The organism is Bacillus sp. 22483, from assembly GCF_052044605.1.
Lineage (GTDB): Bacteria > Bacillota > Bacilli > Bacillales > Bacillaceae > Bacillus > Bacillus altitudinis.
In genome coordinates, this window is record NZ_JBQENU010000017.1 from 1 (window position 1) to 20964 (window position 20964).

General features: G+C 41.9%; 30 protein-coding genes and 1 pseudogene. 3 read left to right on the top strand and 28 right to left on the bottom strand.

What is annotated here, in order from left to right:
• Nucleotides 1-330: 330 nt before the first annotated feature.
• Nucleotides 331-1095, top strand: a complete 765-nt coding sequence (gene pdaB, locus ACTJJQ_RS18090; RefSeq protein WP_327862329.1) for a polysaccharide deacetylase family sporulation protein PdaB — start codon at nucleotides 331-333, stop codon at nucleotides 1093-1095.
• On the opposite strand, the gene ACTJJQ_RS18095 is transcribed toward pdaB, so the two are convergent.
• On the bottom strand, nucleotides 1088-1690 hold the full coding sequence (locus tag ACTJJQ_RS18095) for a KinB-signaling pathway activation protein (RefSeq protein ID WP_008345196.1): 603 nt from the start codon (nucleotides 1688-1690) through the stop codon (nucleotides 1088-1090). The genes pdaB and ACTJJQ_RS18095 overlap by 8 nt on opposite strands.
• A 90-nt stretch (nucleotides 1691-1780) precedes the next feature.
• Here ACTJJQ_RS18095 and gerD point away from each other — a divergent pair, with 90 nt between their 5' ends.
• Nucleotides 1781-2359, top strand: coding sequence for a spore germination lipoprotein GerD (gene gerD / locus ACTJJQ_RS18100; RefSeq protein ID WP_007496366.1), 579 nt, complete (start codon nucleotides 1781-1783; stop codon nucleotides 2357-2359).
• Between the two features lie 38 nt (nucleotides 2360-2397).
• On the opposite strand, the gene ACTJJQ_RS18105 is transcribed toward gerD, so the two are convergent.
• The 3 genes from ACTJJQ_RS18105 to ACTJJQ_RS18115 form a co-directional block, all read right to left on the bottom strand.
• The gene (locus tag ACTJJQ_RS18105) at nucleotides 2398-3456 is read right to left on the bottom strand and encodes an Mrp/NBP35 family ATP-binding protein (protein ID WP_129548040.1); all 1059 of its coding nucleotides are present in this window, start codon (nucleotides 3454-3456) and stop codon (nucleotides 2398-2400) included.
• Nucleotides 3457-3559: 103 nt separating this feature from the next.
• Nucleotides 3560-4273, bottom strand: a complete 714-nt coding sequence (gene cwlD / locus ACTJJQ_RS18110; protein ID WP_017359175.1) for an N-acetylmuramoyl-L-alanine amidase CwlD — start codon at nucleotides 4271-4273, stop codon at nucleotides 3560-3562.
• A gap of 58 nt (nucleotides 4274-4331) precedes the next feature.
• A complete protein-coding gene (locus tag ACTJJQ_RS18115; RefSeq protein WP_035389125.1) occupies nucleotides 4332-4775 on the bottom strand; it encodes a YbaK family protein in 444 nt (147 codons plus the stop codon).
• A 147-nt stretch (nucleotides 4776-4922) separates the two neighbouring features.
• Here ACTJJQ_RS18115 and ACTJJQ_RS18120 point away from each other — a divergent pair, with 147 nt between their 5' ends.
• Nucleotides 4923-5492, top strand: coding sequence for a DUF4825 domain-containing protein (locus ACTJJQ_RS18120; protein WP_129548039.1), 570 nt, complete (start codon nucleotides 4923-4925; stop codon nucleotides 5490-5492).
• Between the two features lie 37 nt (nucleotides 5493-5529).
• Here the strand turns inward: ACTJJQ_RS18120 and ACTJJQ_RS18125 are convergent, their stop codons facing one another.
• The 24 genes and pseudogenes from ACTJJQ_RS18125 to rplF all read right to left on the bottom strand — a co-directional run bounded on the left by ACTJJQ_RS18125 (nucleotide 5530) and on the right by rplF (nucleotide 20963).
• Nucleotides 5530-6528, bottom strand: coding sequence for a serine hydrolase (locus tag ACTJJQ_RS18125; protein WP_440600479.1), 999 nt, complete (start codon nucleotides 6526-6528; stop codon nucleotides 5530-5532).
• Nucleotides 6529-6638: 110 nt separating this feature from the next.
• A pseudogene (locus tag ACTJJQ_RS18130) lies at nucleotides 6639-7048 on the bottom strand (GNAT family N-acetyltransferase).
• A gap of 99 nt (nucleotides 7049-7147) precedes the next feature.
• Nucleotides 7148-7894 carry an amidohydrolase family protein gene (locus tag ACTJJQ_RS18135; protein WP_440600480.1) on the bottom strand — a complete coding sequence of 249 codons (747 nt, stop codon included), beginning with the start codon at nucleotides 7892-7894 and terminating at the stop codon, nucleotides 7148-7150.
• Nucleotides 7895-7991: 97 nt separating this feature from the next.
• On the bottom strand, nucleotides 7992-8507 hold the full coding sequence (locus ACTJJQ_RS18140; protein ID WP_440600481.1) for a GNAT family N-acetyltransferase: 516 nt from the start codon (nucleotides 8505-8507) through the stop codon (nucleotides 7992-7994).
• Nucleotides 8508-8682: 175 nt separating this feature from the next.
• On the bottom strand, nucleotides 8683-9075 hold the full coding sequence (rpsI, locus tag ACTJJQ_RS18145; protein WP_268416445.1) for a 30S ribosomal protein S9: 393 nt from the start codon (nucleotides 9073-9075) through the stop codon (nucleotides 8683-8685).
• Between the two features lie 20 nt (nucleotides 9076-9095).
• Nucleotides 9096-9533, bottom strand: coding sequence for a 50S ribosomal protein L13 (rplM, locus tag ACTJJQ_RS18150; RefSeq protein ID WP_003217042.1), 438 nt, complete (start codon nucleotides 9531-9533; stop codon nucleotides 9096-9098).
• Nucleotides 9534-9697: 164 nt separating this feature from the next.
• Nucleotides 9698-10441: a tRNA pseudouridine(38-40) synthase TruA gene (gene truA / locus ACTJJQ_RS18155; protein WP_039169596.1), complete on the bottom strand. Its 744-nt coding sequence runs from the start codon at nucleotides 10439-10441 to the stop codon at nucleotides 9698-9700.
• A gap of 11 nt (nucleotides 10442-10452) precedes the next feature.
• Nucleotides 10453-11250: an energy-coupling factor transporter transmembrane component T family protein gene (locus tag ACTJJQ_RS18160; protein ID WP_007496348.1), complete on the bottom strand. Its 798-nt coding sequence runs from the start codon at nucleotides 11248-11250 to the stop codon at nucleotides 10453-10455.
• Nucleotides 11247-12116: an energy-coupling factor ABC transporter ATP-binding protein gene (locus tag ACTJJQ_RS18165; protein WP_007496346.1), complete on the bottom strand. Its 870-nt coding sequence runs from the start codon at nucleotides 12114-12116 to the stop codon at nucleotides 11247-11249. Before ACTJJQ_RS18165 ends, ACTJJQ_RS18160 begins: the two co-directional genes overlap by 4 nt.
• Nucleotides 12092-12934, bottom strand: coding sequence for an energy-coupling factor ABC transporter ATP-binding protein (locus tag ACTJJQ_RS18170; protein ID WP_008345218.1), 843 nt, complete (start codon nucleotides 12932-12934; stop codon nucleotides 12092-12094). The genes ACTJJQ_RS18165 and ACTJJQ_RS18170 overlap by 25 nt, the downstream gene beginning before the upstream one ends.
• Nucleotides 12935-13058: 124 nt before the next feature.
• Entirely contained in the window at nucleotides 13059-13421 is a 363-nt protein-coding gene (gene rplQ, locus ACTJJQ_RS18175; RefSeq protein ID WP_003216944.1) for a 50S ribosomal protein L17, read from the bottom strand.
• A 75-nt stretch (nucleotides 13422-13496) separates the two neighbouring features.
• Nucleotides 13497-14441, bottom strand: coding sequence for a DNA-directed RNA polymerase subunit alpha (locus ACTJJQ_RS18180; protein ID WP_003217009.1), 945 nt, complete (start codon nucleotides 14439-14441; stop codon nucleotides 13497-13499).
• A gap of 175 nt (nucleotides 14442-14616) precedes the next feature.
• Nucleotides 14617-15012, bottom strand: coding sequence for a 30S ribosomal protein S11 (gene rpsK / locus ACTJJQ_RS18185; RefSeq protein ID WP_003217231.1), 396 nt, complete (start codon nucleotides 15010-15012; stop codon nucleotides 14617-14619).
• 20 nt (nucleotides 15013-15032) lie between these two features.
• Nucleotides 15033-15398 carry a 30S ribosomal protein S13 gene (gene rpsM, locus ACTJJQ_RS18190; protein WP_003217023.1) on the bottom strand — a complete coding sequence of 122 codons (366 nt, stop codon included), beginning with the start codon at nucleotides 15396-15398 and terminating at the stop codon, nucleotides 15033-15035.
• Between the two features lie 21 nt (nucleotides 15399-15419).
• Nucleotides 15420-15533, bottom strand: coding sequence for a 50S ribosomal protein L36 (gene rpmJ, locus ACTJJQ_RS18195; RefSeq protein WP_003156543.1), 114 nt, complete (start codon nucleotides 15531-15533; stop codon nucleotides 15420-15422).
• 31 nt (nucleotides 15534-15564) lie between these two features.
• Nucleotides 15565-15783 (bottom strand): translation initiation factor IF-1, encoded by a 219-nt coding sequence (infA, locus tag ACTJJQ_RS18200; RefSeq protein WP_003217190.1) that lies wholly within the window; start codon nucleotides 15781-15783, stop codon nucleotides 15565-15567.
• Nucleotides 15784-16093: 310 nt separating this feature from the next.
• Nucleotides 16094-16840, bottom strand: a complete 747-nt coding sequence (gene map / locus ACTJJQ_RS18205) for a type I methionyl aminopeptidase (protein ID WP_041091510.1) — start codon at nucleotides 16838-16840, stop codon at nucleotides 16094-16096.
• Nucleotides 16837-17490, bottom strand: a complete 654-nt coding sequence (locus ACTJJQ_RS18210) for an adenylate kinase (RefSeq protein ID WP_007496336.1) — start codon at nucleotides 17488-17490, stop codon at nucleotides 16837-16839. Before ACTJJQ_RS18210 ends, map begins: the two co-directional genes overlap by 4 nt.
• A 55-nt stretch (nucleotides 17491-17545) precedes the next feature.
• Nucleotides 17546-18838, bottom strand: coding sequence for a preprotein translocase subunit SecY (gene secY, locus ACTJJQ_RS18215; protein ID WP_007496334.1), 1293 nt, complete (start codon nucleotides 18836-18838; stop codon nucleotides 17546-17548).
• 1 nt (nucleotide 18839) lies between these two features.
• Entirely contained in the window at nucleotides 18840-19280 is a 441-nt protein-coding gene (gene rplO / locus ACTJJQ_RS18220) for a 50S ribosomal protein L15 (RefSeq protein WP_003216888.1), read from the bottom strand.
• 30 nt (nucleotides 19281-19310) lie between these two features.
• On the bottom strand, nucleotides 19311-19493 hold the full coding sequence (gene rpmD / locus ACTJJQ_RS18225; protein WP_003217067.1) for a 50S ribosomal protein L30: 183 nt from the start codon (nucleotides 19491-19493) through the stop codon (nucleotides 19311-19313).
• A 13-nt stretch (nucleotides 19494-19506) separates the two neighbouring features.
• Nucleotides 19507-20007 carry a 30S ribosomal protein S5 gene (rpsE, locus tag ACTJJQ_RS18230; RefSeq protein WP_007496332.1) on the bottom strand — a complete coding sequence of 167 codons (501 nt, stop codon included), beginning with the start codon at nucleotides 20005-20007 and terminating at the stop codon, nucleotides 19507-19509.
• A gap of 24 nt (nucleotides 20008-20031) precedes the next feature.
• On the bottom strand, nucleotides 20032-20394 hold the full coding sequence (rplR, locus tag ACTJJQ_RS18235) for a 50S ribosomal protein L18 (protein ID WP_012008708.1): 363 nt from the start codon (nucleotides 20392-20394) through the stop codon (nucleotides 20032-20034).
• Between the two features lie 32 nt (nucleotides 20395-20426).
• Nucleotides 20427-20963 carry a 50S ribosomal protein L6 gene (gene rplF / locus ACTJJQ_RS18240; RefSeq protein WP_008345395.1) on the bottom strand — a complete coding sequence of 179 codons (537 nt, stop codon included), beginning with the start codon at nucleotides 20961-20963 and terminating at the stop codon, nucleotides 20427-20429.
• Nucleotide 20964 lies beyond the last annotated feature (1 nt).

The following is a 20964-nucleotide window of genomic DNA, read 5'->3' on the forward strand; positions in this document are numbered from 1 at the left end:
TATGATGTATCATAGGATTTTTTTATAAAAACTCGAATTAACAGGTACGTTTTGTCTTGTTTAGTTTTCAAAGATCATCTTCGCCGTTCTTAGCGGCTTTAATAATATAACATTTCGCTTCATCTTATGTCAACAACTTTTTTCAAGTTTATTTCCCGAAGCGTTTGTGTTTGTCACTGTGTGTCAGCGACGATTAATAATATATCACGAAAACATTCTGTTGGTCAACGCCTTTTCAGAACTTTTTTTAAAATAGTTTTATCGTGCATGTTAAACCCTTGTCCTGCATACAATCAAGTAACAATCTTGGACAAGGCAGGAGTGTTTGAATTGAGTCGATTATATGTGTTGCCTATTAAACGGCTGAAGCAAGTAGTTATTATTCTTGTAGCAGCCCTTGCAGCTGCAACCTTTTTTTATGTACAAAAGGCACCGCCGCTGTCTGTATTTAAAACAGAACAAGGACCCCGAGCGATTTATAAAGGAGAGACCTCATCAAAACATGCATCCCTTACGTTTAATATTGGCTGGGGAGACGAGAAGGCTGTTCCTATTTTAAATGTCCTCCGAGAGTACGATATAAAGAACGCCACTTTCTTTCTGTCTGCTTCTTGGGCTGAGCGTCACCCGGATATTGTGAAAAGGATTAAAGAGGACGGCCATCAAATCGGCAGCCTTGGCTATGCATATAAAAATTATAGCCAGCTTGAAGAAAACGAAATTAAGCGTGATCTTGTCCGTGCACAAAATACATTCCAAAAGCTTGGACTGGAAGACATTCAATTATTAAGACCGCCAACTGGGCAATTTAATGAAACGGTATTGAAAATTGCAACACAGTATGGCTATACCGTTGTCCATTACAGCATCAATTCTCAAGATTGGCTGAACCCGGGCGTCGACCAGATTGTTCATAATGTAAATGATCGAATGAAAAGCGGAGACATCATTCTCCTTCACGCCTCAGATTCAGCCATCCAAACCGCTCAAGCCTTACCAGCTATTTTAAAACACTTAAAAGATCAAAATTTAAGAAACGTCACGGTTGGCGAGCTTATCTCTAATACAAAAACAAAGTCAACTGAGGTTAAGTAGCTTTTGCTTTTGAAAACCGCGGCATAGCTAATAACTGAAACGCATTACAACCTAATAGCGGGAATAGCATTAAATACAGCCAGTCCTCTTCATTGACTCTAAGCGCCGGAAACCATTCTAACGACGTGATCACGACCATTAGAAACATTGCAGAAATAAATGTTTTCTTAGAGGACTGCTGCTGTTTAAAATAAGACACGATCAATGCAAACACACCGATAAAAACAGGCAGCCACAAGTATGGAAGAAATGATTCATTCTCCCCGAAAAACAAAAACCGCAAATAAGCTAAATCAAACAGCACGAAAATCACAAGGAATAACTGAATGGTATTCCATAAAGAATGCGACCTGAAAATCTCCAGCGCAAACCGGTGCACTGTCAAAAAGACAACAAACCCCATCTGACTGATTACACTAAAGATCATCCCCACACCAATAAACCAAAATAACACAGACGCAATCTCTAAAATCTCAAACGATACAAACAGCTTCTGATATTTCCCCCACTCCAGCGCAAAACCTACCACGCTTGTAATGACCGCTCCAACAGCCAGCACAGAGAAGAAAAAACGAACTAAATCCCGACTTTTCATTGAAATGACCCAACCCCTATTTTTGTTATGTATAAATTCATGTGAAACATTCATATTAAAAGTAAGACATGTAATGAAAGGAGCCACAGTATGTCAAAAGGCATCTTGCGTATAATGAGCTGTTTTCTTCTTTTATCTCTAACAGCTTGTGCTCCCAAAACCCAATCCTCATCTAATATGGACTATGACGAAACGAAAAAAATGGTCGTCGATATTTTGAAAACAGATGACGGTAAAAAGGCCATTCAACAGTTATTAAATGACGAGGCAATGAATGAAGCTTTGGTAATGGATGAACAAACTGTGAAAAAAACAATAGAGAAAACACTGACTTCTGATAAAGGCAAAGAGTTCTGGAAGAAGGTCTTTGAGGATTCTAAATTTGCCGAGACTTTCGCAAAATCCATGCAGCAACAGCATGAAAAGATGTTAAAACAATTGATGAAGGACCCTGACTATCAACAAATGATGATGGATATTCTCAAGGATCCTGAAATGGAAAAGAAATACGGTGAACTGGTCAAAAGCAAAGAGTTCAGAAAGCACTTAGAGAAAGTCATCACAGAAACATTAAGCAGCCCTCTCTACAAGAAGAAATTCGAAGATGAGCTAAAAAAAGCAGTCTCTGAAAGCAGCAATGATTCCGGTTCACAAGGAAGCGGCAGTTAAACATCACCCGAGTGGCACAAGGTCCACTCGGGCTTTCATTATGCTTTCACTGTTAATTGTTCAATGACTTTATTGGCAATGTGTTGATACACTTCCCCTGTCGGATGACTCGCATCATAGACAGAAGGTGCAAAATCGTCCTCATTCCAATCAGGCTGTCTTAAAGGGATTTGACCAAGAACTGATACACGCAGCTCCTCCGCCAGCTTGTTCCCGCCGCCCTTTCCAAAGACATATTCCTTCTCACCTGTTTTTTTGCTTTCATAGTAACTCATATTCTCAACGACCCCTAGCACCTCGTGATCTGTTTGCAGTGCCATTGCGCCTGCTCTAGCAGCAACGAAAGCCGCTGTTGGATGCGGTGTCGTTACAATGATTTCTTTACAGCTCGGAAGCATCGTATGAATATCAAGTGCCACATCACCTGTTCCAGGCGGAAGGTCTAATAGTAAGTAATCTAATTCTCCCCACTCTACTTCGTGGAAGAAGTTATTTAGCATTTTACCAAGCATCGGTCCTCTCCAAATGACCGGTGCGTTTTCTTCAACAAAAAAGCCCATTGAAATCACTTTGACGCCAAAGCGTTCCACAGGAATAATTTTTTCCCCTTTAACTGTCGGTCTGACGGTGATTCCCATCATATCCGGTACGCTAAAGCCGTAAATATCAGCATCGATTAGTCCCACTTTTTTCCCTAGACGAGCCAGTGCCACAGCCAGGTTAACGGAAACAGTTGATTTCCCAACTCCGCCTTTTCCACTCGCAATCGCTAAGAACACAGGCGGATTTTTAGAGTTGAGCAAATTTTCTTCCTCATCCTGTGACGGCATAAACTTTTCAAGCGTTTCTTGAGGCAGTTCTTCAAAACGAAGTCCTACAGTGTTCGCGCCGGCTGCTTTTAAAGCTTGTACGATGTCTTGCTGCAGCTTCATCTGCTCAGCAGTGCCTGTTTTGGCAATCGCCACTTTTAAGCTCACATGCTCTTTTTCAGGCTTTAGGCTGATTTCCTTGATGGCATCCAGCTCACCAAGCGGTATATGAAGGAAAGGTTCGTCCATCTTCCCAACTAGTTTTCTCACATCATCTTGTCCGATCATAGCAGAACCTCACCCTTTATTGAATTCGTTTACAATCCAAGTATATCATACATATCCTTACAATGTCTGTCCTCTTTGCCTGCGATAAACAGGAAAAAGCCCCTTATTCAGGCGGCTCTTTTTGCTCTGTTAAATATCTGAGAATGCCTTTATAAATCGAAGCAGCAATTTGATCCTGATATTTAGGAGTTGCCAGCTGACCAGCCTCTTTTGGATTCGATAAAAATCCGATTTCGACAAGCGCTCCTGGCTTCGTGACATTTTGCATTAAATAAATCCCGTTGATTCGCTTCGCCTTGCGATCTGTGTTTTCAAGGTTGTTGCGCAATTCATCTTGAATGAACTTCGCTGCTTTTTCATTCTCTTCATACTTTCCGTAAAAGAACGTCTGTGCCCCGCTCCATTTGTTCGATGGAATCGCATTTAAATGAATGCTTAAATAGAGATCCGCTTCAGATTCATTGATGACTTTCACACGGTTTCTCAAATCCTCCGCTTTCTTTCGGGCATAACCCTTTGTATTCTTTGATGATAAATCAGAGTCATCTTCCCGGGTCATGAGAACAAGTGCTCCCTGCTCCTGCAAATAGTCTCTTATCTTCATGGACACATCCAGTGCAATCTCTTTTTCGAGCAACTCGCCGCCAACAGCACCGCCATCTGGACCGCCGTGACCCGGATCTAAATAGATGATCTTGCCGCTCAAAGGCAAGTTCCACGATTTCCACGAATCATCATTTAGAAACTGAAATCTGAATAAGAATAAGAGGACAATAAACCCGATTAAAAACCCTGTCCATTTCAGCTTTCTTTTCATCCCTGTCCCTCCCATACACCATTATTTTATAGATATGGGACAAGGGCTGGAAATATGCTTAGTGCAGGCGAAGCTTATGCCTTTTTTCTGATTCCCGAAAGCCTTCCTGCCACCACTTACTTAAGAATTCCTTCGCAAATGGATACAGACACGACATCTTACGCTCCATTCGGAACATATTCCCCCACGATTGCAAACACCCTGCTAGCTCCTCAACCAGCTCATCTTCTTCATGAACTGACCGCTTTTTTATATCATCGAAGGATTCACCATACTTACTCGACTCACCGTATCTCCCACCTGCTAAAAAAGCCTCAATGGCGAAATCAATACAGCCATCACTCATAATCCCAGCTGGATCATCTGCGAATGGGAACAGCTTCCTCGTGAATTTCTCGGAAGCGACCGTCACCTGTTGAAGAGACAATGTACGCAACAGCTTCTTTTCAAGCGTGACATCTCGTTTTGTTTTTAATTGATAAAATGAAAGAACTTCTGCCATGGACTGAACTCCTTTTTTCTTTGTATTGTTCGTTGGTTTGAACAAAACATGCAGTTCAGTAAATGGAAATCATGAAATAAGTGGTGGAAATGGGACCTTATGATAAAATGAATTTTTATATAGAAAAAAGATAAAGGGGCAAAGTAAATGAAAAAGTGGATGTATATCCTACTACTAATGACAGTCATTCTATCCGCTTGCAGTAGTCAAGCCAGTGAGAAAGAAAGCGACATGAAAGGAATAGAAGACATTTCCTTAAAACAGCTTTCTAAGCACAAAAATTCTTATATTGGAGACAATGGAGCAGTCGGCGCTATTTTATCAGATCTTCCAGGTAACGTGATTCGCGAGTATGAAATCGTAGATGAAAAAGCGCTAAAAGTGACATACGGCGTGAAAGAAAATACCAATGATACAGAAGAACAGTTTGATTCATTTTGGTTTGATAAGAAGGATACCATTGAAAAAAACTACTTATATAATGCATTGGCACTTTTTATTCTTATCGATAACGTGGAGCAAGTGACACTCAAGATGAACGCTAAAGACGAGCCATCCGTCACGTTTAAAAGAAAACAGCTAGAAAAAAAGCTGCCTCACTCTTTTAAAGTGTACAAAGACGATACAGCGCTTTGGCAAAAGGAACTGGTTGATGGAGTTGTGAAGTCAAAAGATAAACGTCAAGATGTATACAAAGCTTTTCCCATCAAGAAATAATAAAAACAGAGGGGCGTCACCCTCTGTTTTTTGATAATTATGTAGTAAAAGCTTGAATCAATCGTTGTCGAAAGTTTTGATCTGCTACTACGGTAAGTATAAATTCATCGAACACTTCCCCCATCCAGTGAGAATTCTCCGCTTTCAGGTCATTGATGAATAGAGAAATCGATATAGTTGATGTATCCGTTTTTCGATATAAAGCAGCAGTGACAACAAACAACGTCGATCCCCCTTTATACCAAATATATTGATCTGTTTCCGTCTTCAATGTTTCTCCCAACACAATTTGGCTAAAAAGACGCTTTTCTTCTGTTGTTAACAGCTCATCCTGTAGACGTTTCATAAAATGTGCATATTGATTCGTTGTAGACCTTGTCATCTTTTGCGTCAGTAAAGATTGAATACGCAAGCTTAACAAGTTCTTTTTCATCAATTTTTCTTCTAACGCCTTTTTATGCTCCGGGTCATTTTTCATGATATGAAAAATCTCAATCATCAGAGATTTGTATTGTTCATCAGTTACATCGCTTATTTGCTTTAATGCATCCTGCTCATGATCAGATACATAGGCTGGCCACAACACCTTGGGTGTCAGCGGCATGAGTTCATCATGTTCTGTAAGACCTGCTTGTTTCATCTGATTATTGATCTTCTCTAAGCCCAGCAGGTCAATCAAATAATCAGTACAAGCATTCGAACTGAATTGCATCATCCCTTTGGCAACATCTAATAAAGTTGCATGCTCAGAAAAATCGTTGACCTCCAGCCAGTATGTGTGCGCACCGCCATCGGTTCTATCAATATAAAACTGCTCTATATCAGACAATGCCACTTTTTCATCTAGCTTGATGTCACCGCTGGATACAGCTTTAACAAAATGAACCAAAACCATTAATTTCATCGTACTTGCAAGTGCTGTTTTTTGAGCACCATTCCAATCTAATACCACATCTTCATTTTCAATAATTGTTACTGATACGTCCTTTTTGTTTTTCGTGACAAATGCCAAAAGATCCTCTTTTGTTTTCTTCAAATGTTTCTCCTTTCCAAACCACTATAGATTCTCGTCTCCAATATAACAAATATTTGAAACAAAGGCACAAAAAAGCAAAGGGTTGTGAATACCTTTGCTTCTTGGTGTGTTTATTTACGAAGAAGATGCAGTTTCATCCCATCATGCGTAGCTTCAAATCCCAACTTTTCGTAAAGACGGCGTGCTTCTGGCCTCTGTTTGTCTGTTGTCAGCTGAATCATATGACACCCGCGGTCACTCGCGCGTTGAATAGCCCGTTTGATCAATAATGTGCCAATTCCTCTTCCTCTATGAGTCGAGGCTGTACGAACTCCTTCTATTGAAGCTCTCCATCCTCCTTGATACGTTAGAATGGAGTCATTGTTAATTGGAGAACACCGACTACCTCTTCCCGATTACAAGCGACGATTAGTTCAATATTGGGATCCGCTTCGATCGAATGAAAGGCATTGAGGTAGCTTTCTAATATTGGACGAGTGTAGCGTTCTCTCTTTTGGCCTAATTTGTCATCTGAAAGCATCAAAACGATGTTGTCGAGGTCTCCTTGGACGGCTTCTCTAAATGTCAATTGATTCAGATTCAATGAACACACCTCCTATCACGGAATGGAAACCTTTATTCATTTGCCAAAATACCAATTGATAGCGTTCTCATATAAAATTTTATCCCCCGCTTCCTCATCAAACATCTGTTGAATCAATTCAATATCACCGTATTCAAATGGCCGTTTCGACCTTGTAGAGGGAAGATCTGTACCAAACATCAGTGCATCAGGATTCGTTTGATAAATAGACGTCAATGCATGTTCGATCTTTAAATCAACACGCCCAAAGCCAGTCGCTTTCACACGAACACCTTTTTCAACCAGCTTGAGCAAATGCGGCAAACCTTCTTCAGATAAGCCTAGATGATCAATGGAAACGGCCGGCAGCTGTTCAAGCGTTGATGAGATGTCAGGGAGATGCTTAGCGTCTATGTAAATCTCACTATGCCACCCAGCCAGCTCATACACCCTTCTCGCAAAATAGTCGAGCTTTGAAATATCCTCCGAACCGCCCCGCTTCACATTAAAACGTAAAGCCTTTACCCCTTGTTGATCCAAATGAACAATCTCATCGTCAGTTGCTGTAAAAGGTAATTGTGTCACACCGCAAAAAGCTAGTCCCATTTCATCGAGTGCTTTCAACAAATAACCTTGATCAAAGCCCTGAAATGACCCTGATACAATCGCTCCACCTACAATCCCTAAATCAGCCGTCTCTCTCCTATAATCATTCACCACATAACTCGGCGGTGTATATCCTTGGTTTTCTTGAATCGGAAAATCAAAATCAATGATATGAAAATGTGCATCAAAGATCCTCATGCCCGCGCCCCTCTTCTACTTATTTGACCTGATTATATCAATAGAGCAAGCCAAGGGATATTTGGAATGACGAATTACTTCATATCATGAAAACTTATCAAGTTTTCCATTCCTCTCGTAAGATGGCATAATAAAACTCATCCCACCACTCATTTCCTTGTGGTATACATTTTTTAAAATAGCCCTCTCTCCTCATCCCCATTTTCTCCATCACTCTCCATGACGGCACATTTTCAGGCTGACAAGTGGCAATGATTCGATGTAAATTCATTGTGTGAAAAGCATGATGTAGGACAGCAAAAGCCGCTTCAGAAGCAAAGCCTTTGTTTTGATATGCAGAATTGAAGACCCAGCCAATTTCATATGTGTGCTCACCAAAGTAAGGATGAAACACGATATGCCCAATGCATGTATGATCTTCTTTTAATAGAACAGCAAAATTCTTGCCCATCTCAAGACGATTATTTTTGACAAATTCCTGCGCCTCTTCTTTAGAAAAAACACCTTCTGGCATATACTTCATCACCGCTAGATCAGATGTATATGCATAGACATCTTGCCAATCATCCTCAATAAACGGTCGAATGAAACATCTTTCTGTTGTTAGATTCATAAATGCCATCCCCTTTAACATCATTTTTTAAACAGAAACCACACTATGATCCTATTTTATATGTTTCCAGACAGAAAAAAACACAAATAAAAAAGCACCAGCAAGATGCTGATGCTTTTCATATAGGGTTTGTCTGTACAAACCTTTGTAAAACGTCCATACAATATAAAATTGATTAACGTTTTGAGAACTGAGGTGCGCGACGTGCGCCTTTAAGACCGTATTTCTTACGCTCTTTCATACGAGAGTCACGAGTAAGAAGTCCAGCACGTTTAAGTGGTGTACGGTACTCAGGATCTATTTCTAGAAGAGCACGAGAGATACCGTGACGAATTGCTCCAGCTTGACCAGAGAATCCACCACCGTGAACATTTACAAGAACATCGTAGCTGTTAGCTGTTTCTGTGATGTTCAAAGGCTGTTTCACGTCTTCGATTAAAGCAGCGAATGGAATGTATTCAGTAATTTCACGATTATTAACGACGATACGGCCTTCACCTGGAACTAAGCGAACGCGCGCTACAGAACTTTTACGACGACCTGTACCGTAATATTGAACCTGTGCCAAATTGTTAACCTCCCTTATAATTAACCGCGAAGTTCGTAAACTTCAGGTTGTTGTGCTTGATGTGGATGCTCAGAACCACGGTACACATTTAATTTTTTGAACATTTGACGACCTAGTGGACCCTTTGGAAGCATACCTTTGATAGCAAGCTCCAACATTTTTTCAGGGTAGTTTGTACGCATCTCAAGAGCAGTTCTTTGTTTCAAACCACCTGGGTGCATCGTATGACGGTAGTAAATTTTGTCCGTCAATTTCTTACCAGTTAATTCGATTTTCTCAGCATTGATGATGATCACGTGATCACCTGTATCAACGTGTGGTGTATAAGTTGGTTTGTGCTTACCGCGCAAAAGTGATGCTACTTCAGTAGAAAGACGACCTAGAGTCTTGCCTGCCGCATCAACCACTAGCCATTTGCGCTCAATTGTGCTTGCGTTCGCCATTGGTGTTGTACGCATGAGTTTCCCTCCTAAATAAATCAATGAATTTTCCTGAATCAAATGCTACGTTCTATTTCAAAACACAGATAAGTCTTCCGGGGCTTATTTGTGGGGTTGAAATACATACCATATGATATCTTATAACTTTCTGCTTCCTGTGTCAAGAACATGTTACACCTGGTTTAGTTGTCATAGAAAACTTCCCATAAATACAGTCCGTGACTGGGCGCAGTCTTGCCTGCCGCTTCGCGATTTCGGGCGGCAAGCATGGCTTTTATCTCCTCAGGGTGAAATTTACCAGAACCAATTTCAAGTAATGTTCCAGCGATAATTCGCACCATGTTGTATAAAAAGCCATTCCCTCTCACACGCATTTCAAGCCCGTCTGAGACGTTTTTCCACTCAAGGGTGTAAATCTCTCTCACCTTGTCTTGAACCTCTGTATTGGCCGCACAAAAGCTTGTGAAATCGTGTATGCCAATGAGGTGCCCAGCAGCTTCTCTCATTTTGTCTGCATCCAGCCGGTAAGGAAAGTGGCAGGCATACTGTCTCGTGAACACATTTTGGTGCGTTTCCGTTGAGACCTTATAACGGTACTCCTTCGAAACGACACTAAAACGTGCATGAAACGATTCATCCACTTCCTCAGCCTTTAGAACCCTGATGTCATCAGGCAGGAGACTATTGAGGGCAAAAGGCCATCTTTCCATCGGGATGGCAAGCGGGGTGTCAAAATGGATGACCTGCCCCTTTGCGTGAACGCCACTGTCTGTCCGGCCAGAAGCCACAATCGGAATCAGTTCATCTTGTTTATGCATTCTAGCAAGAGCAGATTCAATCTCCGTTTGTACAGTACGCTGTCCTGGTTGCACTTGATACCCTTTAAAATGTGTCCCATCGTATGATACGGTACATTTTACTTTCATCTAGACATCACCTAATTTCTAAGCAGCACAAGGAGTGCTGTTAACAGGATGAATAGAAGCAGCGTGAACGTGTCTTTCATTCCCCAGACAAGCTGACGGTATTTCGTACGCCCTTCTCCCCCGCGGTAGCCTCTCGCTTCCATAGCGGTCGCCAATTCCTCCGCACGCTTAAACGCACTGACAAAAAGCGGGACAAGCAACGGAACAATCGCTTTTAAACGATCTTTCACGGGTCCGCTTGTAAAATCAACACCTCTTGCCATTTGCGCTTTCATGATTTTGTCTGTTTCTTCGAGTAAAGTCGGAATAAATCGAAGAGAGATAGACATCATAAGAGCAAGCTCATGAACAGGTAGCTTGATTTTACGGAAAGGATGCAACAGCTTCTCCATACCGTCTGTCACTTCAATAGGTGTTGTGGTCAACGTCAGAAGTGTTGTCATCATGATGAGATAGACAAAACGGAGTGAAATGAAAATCCCCTGTTTTAGACCTTCTTCATAAATATTCAGAAAACCAAAGTGAAGGAGCAAAGCGCCATCCTTTGTCATGAAGATATGCAGAATAAAGGTAAACAGAACAATCCAAAGGATGGGTTTCATTCCTTTGAGAATAAAGTACAGCGGCACCTGAGACACCATCACCACAAGGATCGTAAAGACCCCTAAAAGCCCGTAAGTGATGTAGTTATTCGCAAAAAAGACAATAAAGACAAAAAAGAAAATTGATAACAGCTTTGTCCTTGGATCAAGACGATGGACAAAGGATGTACCTGGCACATATTTGCCGATAATCATACTATCCATCATGATGTCGTGTCCTCCTGATATAAAGCTGTTAAGGCTTCTGCCATTTCATCCATGGTCAGAAGCGGTCTTGGAAACGTCATCCCCAGCTTTTCTTCGACAGCCTGCTGGAATTTGATCGTTTCCGGGAGGTCCAGTCCGAAAGAAGACATGTCGGTACGATTGGCAAATAGCTCCCTCGGCGTACCTGTCGCTTTTACTGTTCCTTTGTGCATCACAATCATTTGATCCGCATAATGAGCGGCATCTTCCATACTGTGTGTCACAAGGATCGTCGTCAGGTTGGCTTTTTGATGAAGCTCATAGAACATGTCCATGATTTCTTTACGTCCGCGTGGATCTAATCCCGCAGTCGGCTCATCAAGCACAAGCACTTCTGGCTCCATCGCTAGAACACCTGCAATCGCCACACGTCTCATTTGACCACCGCTTAATTCAAAGGGTGATCGAGATAACAAGGATTCAGGAAGGCCTACAAGCTTCAGCATCTCTTTAGCCTTGGCTTCTGCCTTTTCTTTTGGAACGCCGAAGTTCATCGGACCAAAACAGATATCCTTCAGAATCGTCTCCTCAAAGAGCTGATGTTCAGGAAACTGAAACACGATACCTACCTTTTTGCGAAGAGATTTCAGTTCCTTCTGCTTTTTATTGGCTTGTAAGACCGTATCTCCAAGCGCAATGCTCCCCTTCGTTGGTTTGAGCAGTCCATTTAAATGTTGCAGCAATGTCGACTTGCCGGAACCCGTATGACCAATGACAGCCACATAGCTGCCTTCTTTGATGGAAGCATTGACATCATACAAAGCGAGACGCTCAAACGGCGTTTTCATTTGATAACGATGCTCTAATTCTTTGATCGTAATGTCCATAGCTCTTTCACCAATCCTTCTTGTGTCAAATGGGCATTTGCAAGCGGCACACCTTGCTGCTTCAATTGCTTACTCAAACGGTAGGAAAATGGCAGATCAAGTCCAATCTGAACCAGCTGTTCATCTAGTTCAAATACTTCCTCTGGTGTTCCCTCGGCAAATTTCTTCCCACCATTCATCACAATAACGCGGTCTGCTTTCGCAGCCTCGTCTAAATCATGTGTGATGGAAATGACCGTGACCGTTCCTTGTTCCTTCAGCAGTCTGACGGTTTCTAGCACTTCTTCACGGCCAATCGGATCAAGCATTGATGTTGCTTCATCCAAGATCATGATGTCAGGGCTTGCGGCAAGTACACCTGCGATTGCTACTCTCTGCTTTTGCCCGCCTGATAGATGGTGCGGCTCTTGATCAAGAAACTCCTGCATATTGACCTGTTTGACAGCCCAATCTACACGCTCTATCATCAATTCCCGCTCAACCCCGTTATTTTCTAAACCAAAAGCCACATCATCACGAACCGTTGAGCCAACGAATTGGTTGTCTGGGTTTTGAAAGACCATGCCGACCTTTTTGCGAATATCCCAAACACTTTCTTCTTTCAGCTCAATCTCACCAACCTTGACCGTTCCTGCATCCGGTAAAATGAGCCCATTCAGTACACGGGCAAGTGTGGATTTACCTGAACCGTTGTGGCCAACAATGGCAAGCCATTCATTTTGATTCACATGCAATGACACTTGGTCTAAAGCGGGCTTGTCCGCATCTTTGTGATAACGAAATACAATGTCTTTTACGTCAATTAATGTCTTCTCCATCTCTACCGGACCTCCTCTCAGCTCAACCTCTACTTTGCCTATTGCTAAAAAGCCGTAGTATCTAAAAAAGGGCATAGATCCAGTTATGAACTGTCCCGCCCTTTCTTAGATACACGATATGTGATTAAACTAATTCAATGACAGCCATTGGTGCGCCATCGCCGCGACGAGGTCCAAGCTTCATGATACGAGTGTATCCACCTTGGCGATCTTCGTAGCGAGTTGCAACGTCAGCGAATAATTTTTGAAGTGCATCTTGGTTTGTTTCAGCGTTAGCTACTTCGTTACGAATGTAAGCTGCAGCTTGACGGCGAGCATGAAGATCTCCGCGTTTGCCAAGAGTGATCATTTTTTCAACTACAGAGCGAAGTTCTTTCGCACGTGTTTCAGTTGTTTCGATGCGTTCGTTGATGATCAAATCAGTCGTTAGGTCACGAAGCATTGCTTTACGTTGTGCACTAGTGCGTCCTAGCTTTCTGTATGCCATGTGATGTCCCCTCCTTAATTAGAGATGCTGTATGAATAAAAAACACACGAAAATCCTAGTTCACAATGAAACTAGTCAATCGTCTTTACGAAGACCCAGTCCAAGTTCTTCTAGTTTCGCTTTCACTTCTTCAAGAGATTTACGTCCAAGGTTACGAACTTTCATCATATCCTCTTCTGTCTTGTTAGCAAGCTCTTGAACAGTGTTAATACCCGCACGCTTCAAACAGTTGTAAGAACGAACAGAAAGATCAAGCTCTTCAATTGTCATTTCAAGCACTTTTTCTTTTTGGTCTTCTTCTTTTTCAACCATGATTTCTGCATGCTGAGCTTCGTCAGTTAACCCAACGAAAATATTTAGGTGTTCAGTTAAAATCTTAGAACCTAGAGCGATCGCTTCTTTCGGTCCTGTGCTTCCATCAGTCCATACATCTAGTGTTAATTTATCATAGTTTGTGATTTGCCCAACACGGGTGTTCTCCACTTGATAAGTTACACGAGATACAGGTGTATAGATTGAGTCGATCGGAATCACGCCGATAGGCTGATCGTCTCTTTTGTTTGCATCAGCAGGATTATACCCGCGACCTCTTTGTGCAGTCAAACGAACACGGAAGCTCGCATTTTTGCCAAGAGTTGCGATGTGGAGATCTGGATTTAAGATTTCAATATCGCTGTCGTGTGTAATATCAGCAGCTGTTACAGTTCCTTCATCTTGTACATCAATTTCAAGCGTCTTCTCTTCTTCAGAGTAGATTTTGAGTGCAAGCTTTTTAATGTTTAAGATAATCGTTGTAACATCTTCAACCACGCCTTCGATCGTTGAGAATTCGTGTAAGACACCATCTATCTGGATCGATGTTACAGCTGCACCAGGAAGTGAGGATAAAAGGATACGACGAAGGGAGTTCCCTAAAGTGGTACCATATCCACGCTCAAGTGGCTCTACGACAAACTTGCCATACTTGGCATCGTCGCTGATTTCAACCGTTTCGATTTTTGGTTTTTCAATTTCGATCATCTAATAAAACCCTCCTTCAAAACGTCGAAACCTCGAATAGAATCATATGAGATTCCATCCGAAATTCCTCATTGTTTAGTCCCGTATGTGCTCAGGCAACGAGTCGTGTATTCGTCTCATAAATAACTGTATCATAACCCATTATTGACAGGGACACAAAATCTATACAAACAAATTACACGCGGCGACGTTTTGGTGGACGGCATCCGTTATGAGGAACTGGAGTTACGTCTCTGATTGCAGTAACTTCAAGACCTGCAGCTTGAAGCGCACGAATTGCAGCTTCACGACCAGAACCAGGACCTTTAACAGTTACTTCAAGTGTTTTAAGACCATGTTCGATAGAACCTTTAGCAGCAGTTTCAGCAGCCATTTGTGCAGCGAAAGGAGTAGATTTACGAGAACCTCTGAATCCTAATGCACCAGCACTTGACCAAGAAATTGCGTTTCCATGAACATCAGTAATCGTTACAATCGTGTTGTTGAAAGTGGAACGGATATGAGCGATTCCAGCTTCAATATTCTTTTTCACGCGACGTTTACGCGTATTTTGTTTACGAGCAGCAGCCATTCTTTAACTACCTCCTTTACTTATTTTTTCTTGTTAGCTACAGTACGACGCGGACCTTTACGAGTACGCGCGTTGTTTTTTGTGTTTTGTCCACGAACAGGAAGTCCTCTACGATGACGGATTCCGCGGTAGCTTCCGATTTCAATTAGACGCTTAATGTTAAGTGAAACTTCACGACGAAGGTCACCTTCTACTTTAAGTTTGTCAATGATATCACGGATTTTACCTAGTTCGTCTTCAGTTAGATCGCGAACGCGAGTGTCTTCAGAAACACCTGCTTCTTTAAGGACTTGTTGAGCCGTCGTACGACCAATTCCAAAAACATATGTTAAAGAAATGACAACACGCTTATCACGTGGAATATCTACACCAGCAATACGAGCCATGATTTGGGCACCTCCTTGTTATTAGCCTTGTTTTTGTTTATGTTTTGGGTTTTCACAGATCACCATTACTTTTCCTTTTCTGCGAATCACTTTACATTTTTCACAGATAGGTTTAACAGATGGTCTCACTTTCATGTGTTTCCAACCTCCTTCTTCCGGAGTTGCTTTATTTGTAACGGTACGTAATTCTACCACGAGTTAAGTCATATGGAGATAATTCTACCGTAACTTTGTCTCCAGGTAAAATGCGAATGAAGTGCATACGGATTTTTCCTGATACATGAGCCAAAACTGTATGACCATTCTCTAGTTCAACTTTGAACATTGCATTTGGCAAAGTTTCTGCTACAGTACCTTCCACTTCAATTACATCGTCTTTCGCCATTCAAGTGTTCTCCCTTCTTCAAATCAGTAACTTGCTCTCTGATAAATGTTCAAATGAGATGTTCTCAATTGTCCATCTATCACCCGACCTGTTTTGAATATACTGTTCTGAACTTCCGGAGATACGCAATCATAAAAGGTTAAATGATTGATATTTTTTCTTAGGAGAATGAATTTACGCTTTTCTCCGTCTGCGATTAGTACATGGCAGCCATCGAACACGCCGATGACAACTGTATACTGATCTTGTTCTTTCCTTGGACTATACAGACAACCTGCCCGATTTGGGCCTGAAAGGCTTCAGTGAAGACCTAAATCTTAGTCAGTATATCAAAACCTGTATCTGTAATCGCAATCGTATGCTCAAAGTGAGCACACTTTTTCCCATCAACCGTTACAACCGTCCAGTTATCAGCCAGTGTTTTCACATATCGGCTGCCTGCGTTCACCATCGGTTCGATGGCCAACACCATTCCAGGTTTGAGCCGTGGGCCTTTGTTCGGCGGACCATAATGAGGAATTTGAGGGTCCTCATGAAGATCCTGTCCGACCCCATGTCCAACATATTCTCTAACAACTGAGAAATTCTCATCTTCAACATACGTTTGTATGGCATAGGAAATGTTTGACAGACGTTCACCTGGCTTTGCTTCCTGTAAGCCCTTATATAGAGATTCCTCTGTGACTTCCAGTAGTTTGCGGTCCTCATCACTGATTACCCCAACTGGATAAGTCCAAGCAGAGTCACCATGATAGCCATTTAACTTTGCGCCGATATCGATACTAATGATGTCTCCATCACGTAAAACCCGTTTACCAGGAATACCGTGAACGAGTTCTTCATTCACCGAAACGCAAATGCTCCCGCGAAAACCATTATACCCTTTAAAAGATGGGATTGCACCCTGCTTTGTAATAAAACGTTCGGCAATTTGATCCAATTCTTTTGTCGAAATACCTGGTTTTATATGTTTCTTCAGCTCTTCATGAGTCAGTGCGACAATGCGTCCAGCTTCTCTCATAATCTCAAGCTCGCGAGGAGTTTTACAGATAATCATTTATTTAATCCCCCAAGCAGGTCCTTGATATCAGCGTAAACATCGTTAATGTGCTTCGCACCATCAATGTTTGCAAGATATCCTTTTTCTGAATAGAAGTTCAGTAAAGGTTCAGTCTGCTTTAAGTTCACTTCAAGTCTTGTCGAAACGGTTTCTGCATTATCATCTGCACGTTGATAAAGCTCGCCTCCACACTTGTCACAAACATTTTCTTTCGCAGGTGGATTGAATACTAAATGATATGTTGCTCCGCAATCTTTGCAAATTCTTCGGCCAGTCAGACGCTCCATCAAAGCATCTTTATCGACTTTAATATTAATGACATAATCAATCGTTCTGCCAAGGTCCTTTAGAATGTCTTCTAAAGCTTCAGCCTGAGCGACTGTTCGCGGAAATCCGTCCAGAAGAAAACCTTGTTCACAATCATTCTTGCCAAGTCTTTCTCTAACAATACCGATTGTGACCTCATCAGGAACAAGCTCTCCTTTATCGATAAAGGATTTTGCTTCGAGTCCAAGTTGTGTCTCCTCTTTCATAGCAGCACGGAACATATCTCCTGTTGAGATATGAGGGATCCCATAATCATCAACAATTCGTTCTGCCTGAGTGCCTTTACCAGCACCCGGAAGCCCCATTAAGACTAAGTTCATTTCGGATTTCCCCTTCCTTACTTAGAGAGGTTGGGCAGGAGCCCAGCCCTCTGTTTTATTTCATAAATCCACGGTAGTTTCGTTTCACTAATTGGCTTTCAAGCTGTTTCATTGTTTCAAGTGCAACACCTACAACAATGAGAAGACTTGTGCCGCCAATTTGTGCAGCGGAAGGTAATCCAGCGAATTGAATGAAAAAGATAGGAAGTATTGAAATCACGGCTAAGAAAATGGCGCCCACAAACGTGAGTCGGTACAAAATGCTCGTAATTCTATCTTGAGTCATTTTCCCTGGACGAACTCCCGGGATATAGCCACCCTGCTTTTGCAGATTTTCAGCCATTTGTTCAGGGTTTACTTGGACAAAGGCATAAAAATATGTGAAAGCAACAATCAGTGCTACATAAATCGTCATACCGATTGGCTTAGTATAGTCAAAGTTGTTAGTTATCCAGGTTGTCACATTATTTGTTCCGAAGAACGATGCGATCGTCTGCGGAGTAATAATGAACGAAACGGCAAAGATGACTGGAATCACCCCTGCTGGATTCACTTTCAATGGAAGGTGCGTTGCTTGACTAGCAGACATTTGTGCACGGCCAGTTCCTTTTGAATACTGAATCGCAATCTTTCTCACTGCCATTTGAATGTAAATAACACCGATAACAATGACAAGAATAGCAATCACAATAAGGGCAATTTTCAGGATTTGCATGAACAGCTGTCCATCTCCACCTACAAATTGCTGAGCGTACACTTGCTTTAATGTTTGAGGGATACCTGCGATGATACCGGCAAAGATAATAATCGAAATACCGTTACCAACACCGTGAGCAGTAATCTGCTCTCCCAGCCACATTAAAAATGCTGTTCCCGCAGTGAGTACGACCGCAATTAAGAGATACGTTGAAACACCTGGGTTTTCAATCAGCATGCCTCCTGCCATATTGTTAAATCCATATGACATTCCTAACGCCTGGATAAATCCTAGAACAATTGTAAAATACCTTGTGAATTGTGCTAATTTTCGGCGGCCAACCTCTCCTTGCTTTGACCACTCAGTAAACTTCGGTACAACATCCATCTGCAAGAGCTGGATGATGATCGAAGCAGTGATATACGGCATAATCCCCATTGCAAGAATGGAGAATTGGAAAAGTGCCCCGCCCCCAAACGTGTTGAGGATTCCGAAAACACTCATTTGATCCTGTGCCTGGAGAACTTCGGCGTTCACATTAGGCACAGGGATGAAAGCACCTATACGAAAGACGACTAACATTAAAAGTGTAAATATAATCTTATTCCGTATATCTTTCACACGCATAAAATTGGAGATTGTCTTAAACAAGTTAGATCACCTCGGCTGTACCGCCAGCAGCTTCAATCGCTTCTTTAGCAGAAGCAGAGAATTTATTGGCTTTTACAGTTAATTTTTTTTCTAATTTACCGTTGCCAAGAATTTTTACTCCTGCTTTTAACTTGCTTATTGCACCAGTCTCTAGAAGAAGTTCAGGAGTGACTTCCGTTCCTTCGTCAAAACTGTTTAATCTGTCTAAGTTGATTACCGCGTAATCTTTACGGTTGATGTTTGTAAAACCACGTTTTGGAAGGCGTTGGAATAAAGGCATTTGACCACCTTCGAATCCTGGGCGTACACCGCCGCCAGAACGAGCGTTTTGACCTTTATGACCTTTACCAGAAGTTTTACCGTTACCTGATCCAATACCACGACCAACACGGTTGCGTACTTTACGTGAACCTTCTGAAGGCTTCAATTCATGAAGTTTCATTTGGGCACCTCCTTATCGATTAAAAATGTTTTATTGTTCTTTAACAGAAACTAAATGAGACACCTTGTTAATCATGCCGCGGATCGCTGCATTGTCTTCATGTACGACTGTTTGGTTTGTTTTCTTTAGACCAAGAGTACGAACAGTGACACGCTGATCTTCCGGGCGACCGATTACACTGCGTTTGAGGGTAATTTCTAATTTATTTGCCATTATTGTTCCCTCCTTATCCTAACAGGTCTTCTACAGATTTTCCACGAAGCTTCGCTACATCTTCTGCACGTTTAAGTTCACTTAAACCTTGAAGTGTTGCGCGGATCATGTTGATCGGTGTATTAGAACCTAGAGATTTAGAAAGGATATCAGCTAGACCAGCAAGCTCAAGTACCGCACGCACTGGGCCTCCAGCGATAACTCCTGTACCTTCTGAAGCAGGCTTCAATAGAACGTTTCCTGCACCGAATCGACCGATGATTTCATGTGGAATTGTAGTTCCAACCATTGGTACTTCAATTAAATTCTTTTTCGCGTCTTCAACAGCTTTGCGGATCGCTTCTGGTACTTCTTGTGCTTTACCAGTACCGAATCCTACATGACCGTTTTTGTCACCGACAACAACTAAAGCTGCAAAACGGAAACGACGTCCACCTTTAACAACTTTCGCTACCCGGTTAACCGTAACTAAGCGTTCTTCTAACTCTAATTTGCTTGGGTCAATACGACTCATTCGGATGTGTCCCTCCTTCTTTTATTAAAATTTAAGTCCAGCCTCACGAGCAGCTTCAGCTAGAGCTTTTACACGTCCATGATATAAGTATCCTCCGCGGTCAAATACCACGTTAGAGATGCCTTTTTCAACAGCACGTTTTGCAACAAGTTCGCCAACTTTAGTAGCAGCTGCAGCGTCAGAACTATTCTCGATCTTTAAATCTTTATCAAGAGTAGAAGCACTTACAAGTGTTACACCGTTAACATCATCAATTACTTGAGCGTAGATGTTCTTGTTAGAACGGAAAACGTTAAGGCGAGGTCTTTCAGCAGTACCTGAAAGTTTCGCACGAACACGAGCGTGTCTTTTAAGACGAGTAGCGTTTTTGCTAGTTTTCGTAATCATCCGAGTCACTCCTTTCTTCACATTAAGCGATCTTACTTACCAGTTTTTCCTTCTTTACGGCGAACGAATTCACCTTCGTAACGAATTCCTTTACCTTTGTAAGGCTCTGGAGCACGGACAGCGCGGATGTTAGAAGCTAGAGCTCCTACACGCTCTTTATCGATACCTTTAACGATTACTTTCGTTTGAGATGGAACTTCTACTTCAACTCCAGCCTCAGGAACGATTTCAACTGGGTGAGAGTATCCAACGTTAAGAACAAGTTTGTTTCCAGATTTAGCTGCACGGTAACCGACACCGATTAGTTCTAAACCTCTTTCGAAACCTTTAGATACACCTTCAACCATGTTTGCAATTAAGCTACGTGTTGTACCATGTAATGCACGGTGTTCTTTATTTTCAGACGGACGGCTTACAGTTAAGACGTTGTCCTCAATTTTAATTTCCATATCAGGGTGAAATGCACGAGTTAGTTCACCTTTTGGTCCCTTTACTGTCACTGTGTTATCGTTGTTTGTCACAGTTACTCCTGAAGGGATCTCGATTAGCTTTTTACCTATACGAGACATA